At 41.5% G+C, this 13,374-nt stretch carries 10 protein-coding genes; 5 read left to right on the top strand and 5 right to left on the bottom strand.

Features of this window, described 5'->3' with window-relative positions; all coding sequences use genetic code 11:
- Positions 1–404: 404 nt before the first annotated feature.
- Positions 405–959 carry a YcxB family protein gene (locus L0657_RS25630; RefSeq protein WP_235153637.1) on the bottom strand — a complete coding sequence of 185 codons (555 nt, stop codon included), beginning with the start codon at positions 957–959 and terminating at the stop codon, positions 405–407.
- 305 nt (positions 960–1,264) lie between these two features.
- Between L0657_RS25630 and L0657_RS25625 the strand changes: the two genes are divergently transcribed.
- The 4 genes from L0657_RS25625 to L0657_RS25610 all read left to right on the top strand — a co-directional run bounded on the left by L0657_RS25625 (position 1,265) and on the right by L0657_RS25610 (position 5,820).
- Entirely contained in the window at positions 1,265–3,325 is a 2,061-nt protein-coding gene (locus L0657_RS25625; RefSeq protein WP_235153636.1) for a BatA domain-containing protein, read from the top strand.
- 104 nt (positions 3,326–3,429) lie between these two features.
- Entirely contained in the window at positions 3,430–4,572 is a 1,143-nt protein-coding gene (locus tag L0657_RS25620; protein WP_235153635.1) for a 5-(carboxyamino)imidazole ribonucleotide synthase, read from the top strand.
- 38 nt (positions 4,573–4,610) lie between these two features.
- Positions 4,611–5,102, top strand: a complete 492-nt coding sequence (gene purE / locus L0657_RS25615) for a 5-(carboxyamino)imidazole ribonucleotide mutase (protein WP_235153634.1) — start codon at positions 4,611–4,613, stop codon at positions 5,100–5,102.
- A gap of 61 nt (positions 5,103–5,163) precedes the next feature.
- On the top strand, positions 5,164–5,820 hold the full coding sequence (locus L0657_RS25610) for a LysM domain-containing protein (RefSeq protein ID WP_235153633.1): 657 nt from the start codon (positions 5,164–5,166) through the stop codon (positions 5,818–5,820).
- Between the two features lie 106 nt (positions 5,821–5,926).
- Here L0657_RS25610 and L0657_RS25605 read toward each other — a convergent pair whose 3' ends face one another.
- From L0657_RS25605 to L0657_RS25595, 3 genes are all read right to left on the bottom strand, one after another.
- Positions 5,927–6,925 (bottom strand): T9SS type A sorting domain-containing protein, encoded by a 999-nt coding sequence (locus L0657_RS25605; RefSeq protein WP_235153632.1) that lies wholly within the window; start codon positions 6,923–6,925, stop codon positions 5,927–5,929.
- A gap of 58 nt (positions 6,926–6,983) precedes the next feature.
- Positions 6,984–7,931 (bottom strand): hypothetical protein, encoded by a 948-nt coding sequence (locus L0657_RS25600; protein WP_235153631.1) that lies wholly within the window; start codon positions 7,929–7,931, stop codon positions 6,984–6,986.
- 74 nt (positions 7,932–8,005) lie between these two features.
- On the bottom strand, positions 8,006–9,103 hold the full coding sequence (locus tag L0657_RS25595) for a tail fiber domain-containing protein (RefSeq protein WP_235153952.1): 1,098 nt from the start codon (positions 9,101–9,103) through the stop codon (positions 8,006–8,008).
- Between the two features lie 560 nt (positions 9,104–9,663).
- On the opposite strand from L0657_RS25595, the gene L0657_RS25590 reads away from it, so the two are divergent.
- Positions 9,664–10,296: a response regulator transcription factor gene (locus L0657_RS25590; protein WP_235153630.1), complete on the top strand. Its 633-nt coding sequence runs from the start codon at positions 9,664–9,666 to the stop codon at positions 10,294–10,296.
- A 199-nt stretch (positions 10,297–10,495) separates the two neighbouring features.
- On the opposite strand, the gene L0657_RS25585 is transcribed toward L0657_RS25590, so the two are convergent.
- Complete coding sequence (locus L0657_RS25585; RefSeq protein WP_235153629.1) at positions 10,496–13,354, bottom strand: outer membrane beta-barrel protein; 2,859 nt, start codon at positions 13,352–13,354, stop codon at positions 10,496–10,498.
- Positions 13,355–13,374 lie beyond the last annotated feature (20 nt).

Genomic DNA, 13,374 nt, shown 5'->3' with positions numbered 1-13,374 from the left:
ATGAAAGTATTATAGAAATAGAAATTGTTCAACTGCCAGAGTAAACCGCAAAGGGGTGACAAGGATCTTTTTCGAAGCCCAATCCCGAAGGGATGAAAGTATTATAGAAATAGAAAATGTTTCAACAGCCAGATTGAACCCCGAAGGGGTGACAGAAAAATTTCATACCTTCTAAATTACATTCCGAGGTAAATAAATTATATGACTTATGAATTGTAACAATATTTATTTCCGAAGCCCAATCCCGAAGGGATGAAAGTATTATAGAAATAGAAAATGTTTCAACAGCCAGATTGAACCCCAATGGGGTGACAGAAAAATTTCAATAAAATTAAATTACCCAACAAAAAAAGCGAAAACCGGGGGCACCCCAATTTTCGCTTTTATACTTTTTTCAGAAAAACTTATTTTTCTTTCAAAAATTCTTTTTGTTTCAAAATCCTTTCAAACACTTTAATATCATGTTCTGAGGTAAAAATGGAATATGGCAAGTGAACAAATTGTCCTCTCGAAATTACCATGACGTAAGCTTCTTCATCTTTATAAACATCCTGAATCTGCTCCCATTTCATGATACTTCCTTCTTTCGCATTCATTTTCATCAAAATCTGACGCTGGTCGATTTCGTATGAGAATTTCTCAAACATCGGTTTGTATTGTGCAAGCTGCGTAATCCCGGTAAATTGAATTACCCAAAATAAAATGTAAAGAATCACTGCAACTACGATTACAACATATATCCAGATATTTGAATATACTCCTGTAATGTTCACAACTGCGTTAATAAGAAGCAATGCTACCGGCAGCAAAATCCATTTGATTTGTGCTTTGAAGAAATTCTTCATCGCCAGCATGATGTATTTTTTGGTTGGCAACGCATACCTTTTCGTACGAACCGCTGCCGGATTCGTAGGCATTTGATAAACAGGCTGGTGTTTGTTCACCGATACTTTGGCCATAATTCTGTTAAAAATTAATCAATTTCTTTATTTACAAAAGTTTACTGAACTCAATCTGTTTTCAGCGCCCATTGAATGAACTGCAAAGTTAGAAAAAAGCAGTTGACTTATCAGAAAGCGGTTGAAATAAATAGTGTAAATCGCCAACGACTTTGGGATTCAGGTTTCGGATATTTCCGGAAATGAATAAAAAGCAAAAGTTTATCACCGATATTTGAAAAATTTGCGTTCTTTAAGATATATATTCCTTGAAGCCCGGGTCGACAGCCGAAGACCGGCAGCTTAAAATTAACTTCCGAAACTAAATGAGTTTTCTGTTTCCGTCATTCTTGTGGGGTTTACTAGCAATATCGGTTCCGATAGCTATTCATATCTTTAATTTCAGGAAAACGAAACGTGTTTTTTTTACAAATGTCGCTTTTCTGAAAGCCGTTGAAACACAAACCCGTTCTATCAGAAAAATAAAACACTGGCTGATTATGGCCGCGCGAATTCTGGCGATCACCTGTTTGGTTTTTGCCTTTGCCCAGCCTTTTTTACCAGGAAAAAATAATGCGTCGGTGGACAGAAAAGGCATAACAAGCCTATATCTGGATAATTCTTTCAGTATGCAAAACGAGTCGAATAACAAACGTTATCTGGATATTGCGACCACACGGCTCAACGAATTGTTAGGACTATTTAAAAATGCGACTTCTCTTCAATTAATAACCAACGACTTCTCCGCTGTTGAACAAGGTCTTTACCCTGCTGAAAAAATTCGTGACCGGTTCACAACCATCGGACTTTCACATACTCCACGTACTTTTGAACAAATTTATAAGCGTCAGGAAAACTTATTATCCAGACACCAGAATGGTGGCAAAAACCAGTTTTTCTGGTTTTCCGACTTCCAGAAAAGTACCTCCGGTGATTTGACAAAACTCAAAACCGATTCTGTTAACCAGCTTTTCCTTGTACCTGTTCAGGCGGTTGCAGAAAAGAATGTTTTCGTCGATTCCGTATGGCTGAGCAATCCTTTTATCAGAGAATTGCAAAATAATGTTCTTTTTGTAAAAGTAAGTAACTCTGGAAGTGGCGAGGCAAAAAAAGTCGTTTTGAAACTTATTCTAGACAATACGCAATCCTCCACGGCATCCGTCAACGTTCCCGCCAATGGCAACGCCGTCGCAAAATTTAATTTTAATCTGAAAGGGAAAGGATTCAAACAGGGAAGAATCACTTTCGATGACTTCCCCGTAACTTTCGACAACGATTATTATTTCGTCCTTAACGCCTCTCCGCTTATCCGGATTCTGCATATATATGGTCAAAAATTTGAAGGAAATTATATCAGCAACGTATATGCCAACGACAGCCTGTTCGCTCTTCAGAGTTTTGCTTCTCAGAATGTCGATCCTGGTTTAATTAAAAACTCAGATATGGTTTTGCTTGAAGGTGTTGAACAACCTTCGGGAACGCTGGCCGCAGAGATTCAGGATTTTGTAAGAAAAGGAGGCAGCTTGACCGTCATACCACCATCCGTTCCGAATGCGGGAAGTTATAATACATTACTTCAAAATTTTGGTGTCAATGGGCTGAATGCAGAAAAACCTGCGAACCGTGAATTAATTTCGATTTCAGCTCCCGACCGCAACAATCCATTTTTTAGTGATGTATTTGAAGAATCGATCCGGCAGGAATTGAATCTTAATCTGCCATCTGCATCGCCTGCCTGGTCATGGACGAGTGCCGGACAGCCACTTCTGACCCTTCGCAGCGGCCAGCCTTATCTGAGTCAGATTTCGAGCGGCAAAGGGAAAATATATCTGTTTGCTTCACCATTGATTCCTGAATTTGGATCCATGGCGCAACATGCAATATTTGTTCCGATTATGTATAAAATGGCTGCGTTAAGTGTAAGAGCGCAACGCACGGCATTCACGTTTGATGAAAATCCAATCGTGCTAACGGTTAATGCTGAAAATCAAAACAGCGTTTACAAACTGCGCCGCAATAAGGCAGAGATTATTCCTGTCCAAAAATTGATTGGTAATCAGTTATTACTGGAAATTCCGCAGGGCGACCAAACCGGAAGCGAACTGGATGCGGGATACTTCGAACTTATCAAGGATAATAAAACTGAACAATTATTGGCGCTGAATCATAATCATGCAGAATCCAAACTGGATTATTACTCCCCGACGGAACTACGGAATATTTTTTCCGGACAAAAAAATGTTCAGATTTTTGATAAAATCGATGACGACGCTTTTGCTCAGGAGTTTCAGCAGCAAAATCTCGGAACAAGTCTTTGGAAATATTTCCTTTATGCCGCTTTGTTCTTTTTGTTAGTTGAAATTGGACTGATCCGTTTTATGAAATAAGCCATTATACGGTAAGACGCTTATCTAATTACGATTATTGGCAGAAAGAGTTTTAAGTTCGCGCTTTTTCAACCAATTTTGCAGAAATACAATCGAACTACTAAATGCTTTCATCCCGAATAGGTATTCTTGGCGGTGGTCAATTAGGACTGATGCTCCTGCAAGCCGCCATAGACTGGAACCTTGACATTCATATTTTAGACCCCGACGCAGAAGCGCCCTGCCGCAAAATTGCTCCGAAATTTACGCAAGGTTCCTTACAAGATTATGACACCGTTTATCAGTTTGGTAAAAATCTGGATGTCATTACCATAGAAATTGAAAAGGTAAATGTTGAAGCGTTGGAAGCGCTTGAAAAGGAAGGAAAACGAATTTATCCGCAGCCCTCTGTTATTCGCAAGATTCAGGATAAAAGAATTCAAAAGCAGTTTTATCTGGAAAAAGGGCTTCCTACCGCTGATTTCATCCTCACTGAGAATCGTGAAGACGTACGGAATTTTATAGATTTTCTACCCGCTTTTCACAAACTTGGGCGTGATGGTTACGACGGTCGCGGCGTGCAGCGCGTTACGACCGAAGCCGATATTGAAAAAGCTTTTGACCAACCAGGATTGCTGGAAAAAGCGGTACCTTTTGAAAAAGAACTTGCTGTAATTGTTGCCAGAAATCCGTCCGGAGAAATTAAATGTTTCCCAACCGTGGAAATGGTTTTTCATCCCGAACTTAATCTGGTCGAGTACCTTTTTGCACCGGCGGAAATTAGTCAGGAAACAGATCAGAAAGCTCAGGAAATCGCAAGGAAAACGGCTGAATCTTTTAAGATTGTAGGTTTGCTGGCCGTGGAATTGTTTCTGACTGCGGACGGCGAAGTGCTTATAAATGAAGTCGCTCCTCGCCCGCACAACAGCGGACACCATACCATAAGAGCCAATGCAACATCTCAATATGAACAGCATTGGCGGGCGATCCTGGATTTACCTTTGGGAAGTACAGAAACTTATGCGCCATCCGCAATGGTAAATTTACTTGGAGAAGATGGTTTTGAAGGCCCGGCGGTTTATGAAGGAATGGAAAAATTGCTGGCGACCGAGCAGGTATTCCCGTTTTTGTATTGGAAGGCGATAACAAAACCATTCCGGAAGATGGGCCATATTACGATCATGGATAATAATATTGCTGCTTTGAAAGAGAAGGTAGAATTTGTTAAGAAAAATATAAAAGTTGTTAGCGGAGCTCCGCAGATATAGACATGTCGGTTTTATACCGTATCAAAAAATAAAAATAAATGGTAGGAATTATTATGGGAAGCCTGTCTGACCGGAAGGTTATGCAGGAAGCAGCAGATGCACTAAACGAGCTTGGAATTACGTTTGAGATGGAGATTGTTTCAGCGCACCGGACGCCGGAACGTATGCTTGAATATGCAGCCACAGCCAGGAACAGAGGCTTGAAAGTGATTATCGCCGGTGCAGGCGGGGCAGCACATTTGCCTGGTATGGTTGCGTCGCTTACTTCTTTGCCTGTTATCGGTGTTCCTGTTTTGTCAAGTAATTCTATTGATGGCTGGGATTCCGTTTTATCTATTCTGCAAATGCCATCCGGAGTGCCGGTTGCAACGGTGGCATTAAATGGAGCGAGAAACGCAGGCATTTTGGCTGCACAAATTATCGGAGCGAGTGATCTTGCAGTGGCCAACAGACTGGATATCTTTAAGGAAAGTTTGAAAGACAAAGTTGCGTTAATGAACAAGGAATTAAAGAATGAAGTTGTAAAATAATAGCCGTTTGCTATTTTCGTGTAAAAACAAGTCACCCGTTCAATCGAATCATTATTAAGCTATGGAAGACGAAAACCCGAAAAAGAGAAATATACGCCCAACAGAAAAATCAAACCTGCCAGTTATTACCTTGTTCGTGTTAGTACTTCTAGTTTTGGCTATGCTTTATGTTGGGTATGAATATATATCTGACGATGCTACCAATTCGGAAGAACTTACGTCAGCCGCAGCTGATACTACGGAAGAAAAACCGGTGACAAGTGATATGACGGACGACGAGGAAGAGGAAGAAGCGGTAGTTGCGGTGGAAGAAAGACCGAAGGCATCGGAGAAGAAAGAGGAGGAAAAGAAAGAAGAAACAAAAAAAGAGGAACCGAAAAAGCTGGAAGATCCGAAAGTGATAGCTTCAAAAATTGGAGGAAGAGAAATTACGCGTACTGTGAAAAGTGGTGAGACATTTTCTTCCCTGGCCAGTAAATATAACCTTACAACCGAAACTTTGAAGTCTTTAAACCCATCGATTTCAGAACTAAAAGCGGGTGATAAGCTAAAAATCCGTGTAAAAGCAGTCCACACTGTCGGGCCGGGTGATATCTTAAAAGTTGTTTCCGGCAAATATGACGTGAGCAAAGAAGCCATTATGAAGGCTAATGGTAAATCGAAAGATATGGCTAGTCGAGGCGAAGAACTTGTTATTCCATTTCCTACGCGGAGATAAAGGTTTGCAACTTCTTGAAGCTTGTTTTTATTATCATTCAAGGTTTGAACTAAGAAAAGAAGCAGACTACCGGCGGTAGTCTGCTTCTTCCGCTTTAATTAATTTATTATTTTATCACAACAATTTTCTGCGTAATTAGTCTTCCATCCGTTAAGTTAAGCTTAACCATATATAACCCTGCTTCCAATTTGGTAAGATCAATGCCTTGCGCTGTCAACGCATTGCTATGGATGACCATCTGTCCGGTATTGCTGTATAATGTTATGTCCTTAACAAGCCCGAAGTTATTAATCATTAGACGTTCACTGACCGGATTTGGATAAGAGATTAGCTCAACGTTTGAATCAGATTTAACGCCCTGTATCCTACTGTAAGCGAAGGTTCCGTCCCGATCTACCATTTTAAGACGGTATAGATTTTCACCTATTGAAAGGGTGGCATGCGTAAAGGTATAGTTTACCTGTTGGGCACTTTCACCGTGTGATGCTACTGAACCGATTATTTCCCAGTTTTTCCCAGACAAACTATGCTCAATATCAAACCTCTCACTGTTGGTTTCCATCGTAGTTGACCAGCTTAAAAGTGCTGTCACCCCTTCTTTGGCAGCAGTAAATGAAACCAGTGTTACTGGAAGAGGTCCCATATTGACAGTGATTGTAGCTACATTTGACTCATTACCATTAATATCTTTGTAAGTGTAGGTAATGGTGGATTTAGCATTGTTAAATGTTGCTTCCGGTGTAAATGTAACAACTCCCGTCGTAGAATTTACCGTGTAGGTTCCTTCACCTGGAATCGTAACTGACGTCTTTTTCAAACCATCAGCGGGGTCAATTAAAAGTACCGAAGTTGGATCTTTCGAGGCTGAGCCCTGGGTGTCATTATCCAGTGTCGGTATCAGAACTTCAACACCAGGCGTCGTGGTTCCGTTGTCGTTCGAAGCAGTTGGCGGAGTCGTTGTTGTTATTGCAGCAGTACCGGTATTAGCAGATTCCTTACCTGCGTTATCAATAGAAACAAAAGTAATGCCGACTGGAGTGCCGTCGATGGTTGGATCTACAAGAATTGGGACTGTCGGTGAACCAGTGCCATCAGTAGGTACCAAGATGCCACCTGCTGGCAGGGAAGTGTAAACTATCCCGTCAACTGTCAGGCTTGTGACATTACTCGGGAAAGCCGTGATGCGGATGGACGTTACATTTCCCGGGCCAACGCACGGTGGTTACGCCTGTTACCAGATCAACTTGTGACAGGACATTTGGGTCAGAAGTACCGGTGCCCTGACTAACCACGTAGGCGTAGGTTGTACAACCAAACGGAACGTGAGAATCTGCCATTGCAGCGAAAGTGTAAGCGGTATATGTATTTGGAGCAAAGCTAACAGTACTGGTAATTGACCCAGCCGTAAGATCGCTGGCACCGCCCAGCGTTGATGTAACATCGACAGCCGAAGGAATCCGGACCCACTGCGTGCCATTCCAGCCTGCGATCGTCAATTTACTCAGATTGCTGCCTGTCAATGCGCTAATTGCACCTGAGGCACTCCATGTTAGTGTGATTGCGGTTGGGGTGGCTCCGTCAATATCCCAATATTCCACAGCACTTACGGTTGTAAGATCAGCCGCTTTGGTAGCCGTATTAAATGGCGCACCGGCAGGTAAGGCTGCGTAGTTCCCACCAGCCAGATTTGACGTAACGGCGGTCCCGGCATTGGCAAAGAAATAAGCGCCCGTTGTACCGTTTGCTACTGCTGCAAAAGGGCCATAATGCCCATTGTCCCCAGTAGGAAAAATGAATGACCCCGATCCATCCTTTCGAATATATCCATCTACATGATTGGCGTCATTGGCACCTACGTGGCTTGAAGCAGAAGAAGCAAAATTGAGTACTCCAAAAGGAGCAGTTCGTACTGTACCGACAATTCCAGGCTGAGTTCCATTGCCTCCGGTAACGAAGTTGTGATTGCCGTATAAGGTCATCTCTGCGCCACCGTAAATCGTCGTGTTGCCGGAACTACCTTGCTGAGCATAAGTAGCCGACGCAAAAGCCGACACTATAAAGACGTATGCACAGGCTTTTACCGGTAAAATATATTTATAAAATCTGATCATAACCGTTGTGAGTTTGAGTAAGAAAATACCTGACTATTTTTCGTTTCAATCGAAATGAATATCAGATGATTTTACTACTTCCCTAAAAGAGCAGGAGTATTCAAATCAACAGCCCCTAGTTTTGCTTCAATAACAGCTAATTTCGCTTCAAGAACGTCAAGTTTTGCTGTCTGTGATTTCAGGGTAGTATTTTCCAATTTTAGTGCATCAACCTGAGCCTTTAATTCTTTCACCGAATTAATAAGAAGATAAGTAAATTCATTAGGATCAACCTCTTTGAAGTCTTTGATTTGACCAACGGTTATTTCCTTCACCATGTTTGGGAGTATTCCCTGGACTTCCTGTGCAATGATACCTACATAATCTTTTGTTCCCCAGTTCATTTCTTTTTTGTAATTGAAAGTAACGGGACGGATCTTCATCAATTCATTCAAACCTTTGTTGTAATTATGTACATTTTCTTTCGATCGTATATCAGAAAAAACCGACCAGGCTCCTCCGCCAATCTTATTCGCATCTCCATTTACGGATAGAGCCGCTGTGGGAGTGGATGTCATAACGCCAACATGACCGTTCTCCATAATTTTCAGACCTGATGTTGCGCCCGACGCCCAAGGTGCTATGACTAGGCCACCACCTGCCATAGCAGTAAACGGGTCTCCGTCAGGAGAGAATATGATATGGGAGTCGCCTTCTTTCACCAAGCCGTTGTACGCTCCAAGCGTAGCCGTAGTTTCAAAGAAAAATAGCTTATTTCCTGGCCGGCCAAAATGGGCAATTGCCGAACCAAAAAACGGATCGTTAGGCTCATTTACGTGTAGTCTGGAGCTTGGAGCAACAGAACCAACACCTAGCTTGCCAGCACCTGTAAGCACCATTGCCGGAGCTTCATCAGCTAAAGAAGCGGCATGAAATTGTAGCACACCGGGGTTAACACCAAAACCATAAAAGTCATCACCGGCTGCCGTTTGGGTAACAGCTAGTTTTTTGCCTGCAACAGCTGTAACATTTGCGCCAAACCCAGCCCCAAGTGACAGCAGGTTTGTTGGTGCTACCGTTCCGATACCTACAAAACCATTGTCTTGTGATACAACAGTCCTGTTACCGTTCGTTGCTTGTACATCCAGGTTAACATTGGTTGCAATAACAGTAGGACTGCTTCCAATTTTCACCTGTGCCAAGATAGTAGTTGATGTAAACAATAGGCCTGTAAACGCAGTTAAACAAAGCGTTCGTGATCGTAGTTGTTTTGCTTTCATTTAAAAAATAAATTAATAGATAGGGAGAATTGAAATCAATAAACTAACAGTGTAATGGGAAGCGTAGTCCGGGCTTCTAAGCATCAATGGGTTTTTGGCCAGTCAATTAAATAACCTTCGCTAGTCGTATGTTCGGCGAAAGAAATAACGGATAACCCGGACGTTATACGTTAGGATTAAATATCTTTTAAACAGTAATGTTTTAGGTTTACTTGTGGAAGTAAAGTTGTACCATCGATAGCGCTTGAAATAAAATTTCTTTGAACATCAGGATATCACAAAACTAAGGCAATTGTTCAACTAGACATGTAGTGGATATTCATGATACAGCTAGGAATGTTACTAACTATATCTCACCTTATATGAAACTATTACTACAAAAAAAGTTGCTACTTGCCAGACCTCCTATTATGTAAATGAAGCTAATAGCTTTATCTTGCCCCAATTAATTATAAGACCGTCCTTCTCATCACATGCACAACGTTTTAATTATTGAAGACCACGAACTGGTCGCCTATGCTATTGCAAACATTGTAAAAGATCGTTTCCCCGATTCATCCATAAAACTGGCACACACATTTATTAAGGGGACCAACCTAATTAATTCAGGTTTCATTACGGATTTGATTGTACTGGATATGGAGATTCCCGGTGGTGAATCCTACGCAATGGTTGACAGGCTCAGATCAATTCAGCCCAACGCTAGAATCCTGATTTTCACTGGCCATGAAGAAAAAAAACATGCGTTGAATTTTTTGCGTGCAGGAGCAAATGGTTTTCTGCCTAAAAATTCTCCGATGGATCAGATTGACAATGCTATCCAACAAGTTTTGGGTGATAAAACATACATGACTGAGTGGGTACAGCAGCAAGTTGCAGAAAGCTTTTTTAGCAAGACATCCGGCCGTACAACCACCGAACCAGCTGCCCTATCTCCTCGCGAAACAGAAGTTCTTGACCTTTTGATGGATGGTAAATGGATCAAGGAGATTGCACTCGAACTCAACTTGAAACTTACTACCGTGAGTACACATAAAACCAGGATCTTTGAAAAAATGAAAGTCACTAATATTATCGACCTTTATAAAAAGGTGCGACTGTACTAAAACCGGTAAATCTATTACGGCATATAAATTATTGAACCTGACTGACCTGAGCTGGAAAGCCATCATCTGATATAGGTGTTACTTAAAAATCCAGACGCTTTTAAATGTTTTGAAGCGTTTGTATCGTGATGACAAGTGATGTTCATCGCAATATAAACGCTTCAAAATTTCTGCCTGCTAACTTGCAATATCAGCCTTCTTAAAAACTTCCCTGTCCTCCACCACCTGTTCTTCCGCCACCCATTCCGTCAAACTCACGACGTCTCTCTGAATTGTTATTGGCCGGTGCTTTACCGAAATTTCTTAGTGTATATGTGAAGGTAAGCATCGCATATTGTGTCAACACCTGGCTTGTTACATCCTGCACGAAGGTTTCAGTAACGTTACGTGCGATGCTGTTATTCTGTTTCAGAATATCGAACACGGTAAGTTTCAACTCACCTGCATTGTTTTTGAGGAATTTCTTACCAACACTGGCATTCCAAAGTGTAAAGTTCTGATTAAATCCTGCACCCAATCCACGATAAGATTGGTTGTTGACATCTGACGAAACTACAAAGCCTTTTCCAAAAATCCAGTTAACCCGGGCACTGATCGAGCTTGTGTAATAATTGTTGTTCAAATTCGGCTGAATTGAATTTCTTACCACATTGTAGTTTCCAGAGTATGAAGCCGTAAAATCCAGGTTTTCGCTTACGTTGCTGCTCAAAACCAAGCCGTGACTATATGCATAAGTATTTGAATAGTTGGCAATATTGTTGATCATCCCAGGCGAACGAACGTAGTTGAAACCGGAGGTCAAATTTACATTCATTTTAATTTTGGAAACCGGTTTTCCATAAGTAAGCAGTGCTCTTGCGTTCCAGCTACCGTCCACGTTGATTGGGGCTGTCAGCTTTGCTCCTTGTTCCAAAACAATTCCATTTGATAATGTTGTCAATTCCGGTGCAATGAATGTGGAATTTACAATCGCGTTATTGGTTTGCGTCAGAAAAATCATGGCATTCAAACTAAATGGTCTGTTTGCACCAGCGATCGAGTACCGCATGTTTAAATTACTTCTATACTCCTGTTTCAAATTGGGATTACCAGCTGTCAACGATAACGGGTTACTGTTGTCTACCACATTTTGCAACTGAGAAATGAACGGTTGGTTTGTTGAACTGCGGAAGAAAGTACGAAATTGAGTTCCCTCTTTTGAGCGATAAGTGATCATCGCGTTTGGTAAAAAGTTGGTAAAACTCTGATCAACTTTCCCCATTACCGGCGACAATTGTTCACTATATAAACCCGTGTTTTGAAAATCCATCCCTAAATTGGCAGACCAGTTATTTTTGCGATAACGGTAACTAAGCCCAGCGCGATTAGTTGTATATCGGTTATCAAAACTGTTCGAAAGTAATGTATCCAGCTGTGTATATGCATTTGCATCCAGAAGCGTATTGTTGTACGTTTCTTTGTCCGAATTACTGTTACTTACTGTCAGTCCATAATTGAATTGCAATTGTCCGGTACTGCTAATCGGTTCGGTGTAAACAAAATTTCCACCTAGAACAACAGCGTTGGATGATGTGTAACTGCGCTGATCAATCGTATCGCCCGGCATTTCAAGATTTGTGAAATACTGATTTTTAGAATACAAATTACCAGTTCCGTTTTTATCGTTGATCTGCGTGTTAAAATTGAAGGAAAGTGTACGTCCTTTTTTATCAAAGGAATGACGGAACAACAGGTCATTTGTAAAATTGTAACCGTCATTTGCGCTTGATCTGTCGATGTCCGTGCTGTTCAGCGGCGTACCATCTCCCAGATTTGTCAATCCATTTTTCAAAGTGGCTGACTGGTTATTTTGAAAGCTCAACCGAGGCGTAAAGATCAACATGTTCTTTTTATCCATCGCATATTCAACTCTGAAATTCAGACGGTGATTGATATTTGTACTACCCGAGTTATTTGTTTCTTTATATAACTGTCTACCGTAGTAATCTTCGTTCGTAGTCTGGAAATTATTGTTGCTGGTTCTGTTAAAGAAATAACTCCCGGTCACTTCCACTTTTTCACCAAACTTGTTGGCATAGTTAAGTCCGAATGAATTTGTTCCCGTCAAACCGCTTTGTTGGCCTACTAAGAAATTACCAGCAGCTCCGCCGCTGCCACCGCCGCCTCTGTTTCCACCACCGCCACTATTCCCGGACACACCTAACAGATCCTGACTCGAAAAATTTTGCTGGTTAATATTGTTTGTCAGCCCAATAACCGAGATACGTTGATTTTTGTTAAAAAAACTAACATTTCCTCCTGCCTGATAACGATTATCCAAACCATACCCAGCAAATACTTTCCCAAACTGCCCAACTTTTCTGTTAGATTTCGTAACAATGTTGATCGTTTTTTGTCCGCTTCCATCATCAAATCCCGTGAACTGAGCCTGATCACTTAATTTATCAAAAACTTCAATTTTATCAACAATTTCAGCAGGAAGTGATTTTAAGGTAAGCGCTGCATCTTCGCCGAAAAACGGTTTTCCATCTACCAAAACCCGGTTAACAGTTTCTCCATGCGCCGTTACAGTTCCATTCGTTACCGTAATGCCAGGCATTTTCTGGATCAGATCTTCCGTGGTAGCATCGGGATTAGTTTTGAAAGCTGCGGCATTAAACTGGGTGGTATCTCCTTTTTGTTCCATCGGAGTCACAGCACCGACCACCTTCACTTCCTTCAAAGTTGACACAGCCTCAGTCAGCAAAAATGTGCCGGCATCCTGAATATTTCCGACTACATCGATCGTTCTTTCTGAATCATTATAACTCAAATAAGAGACCTTTACGCGGTAAGATTCCTGATTAACTGTTATCGCAAATTTTCCGTTTACGTCGGTTGTTACATATTCGGGCTTGGCATCCGGCGCCGTTTTGGTCACAGCGACATAGGCACCTACGACAGGCGATTTACTGGTACTGTCAATTACAGTTCCGATAATTTGTGCTGTTTGTGCTTGAACGTAGCCTGGCAATGCCATGCAAATGATCAGCAAAAGGAGTGGTGTAATTCGTTTCATGGTTTCCTTTTCAAGGTTTA

The organism is Dyadobacter sp. CY345 (assembly GCF_021502725.1).
Classification (GTDB): Bacteria; Bacteroidota; Bacteroidia; order Cytophagales; family Spirosomataceae; genus Dyadobacter.
The sequence above is the reverse complement of the archived record's forward strand: the minus strand, read 5'-3'. Positions and strand labels throughout refer to the sequence as shown.

Bases quoted from the DNA above. Each gene is read 5' to 3' on its own strand.
- L0657_RS25585 (WP_235153629.1), bottom strand. From the start codon at position 13,354: ATGAAACGAATTACACCACTCCTTTTGCTGATCATTTGCATGGCATTG.
- L0657_RS25590 (WP_235153630.1), top strand. From the start codon at position 9,664: ATGCACAACGTTTTAATTATTGAAGACCACGAACTGGTCGCCTATGCT.
- L0657_RS25610 (WP_235153633.1), top strand. From the start codon at position 5,164: ATGGAAGACGAAAACCCGAAAAAGAGAAATATACGCCCAACAGAAAAA.
- L0657_RS25625 (WP_235153636.1), top strand. From the start codon at position 1,265: ATGAGTTTTCTGTTTCCGTCATTCTTGTGGGGTTTACTAGCAATATCG.
- L0657_RS25630 (WP_235153637.1), bottom strand. From the start codon at position 959: ATGGCCAAAGTATCGGTGAACAAACACCAGCCTGTTTATCAAATGCCT.
- purE (WP_235153634.1), top strand. From the start codon at position 4,611: ATGGTAGGAATTATTATGGGAAGCCTGTCTGACCGGAAGGTTATGCAG.
- L0657_RS25620 (WP_235153635.1), top strand. From the start codon at position 3,430: ATGCTTTCATCCCGAATAGGTATTCTTGGCGGTGGTCAATTAGGACTG.
- L0657_RS25600 (WP_235153631.1), bottom strand. From the start codon at position 7,931: ATGATCAGATTTTATAAATATATTTTACCGGTAAAAGCCTGTGCATAC.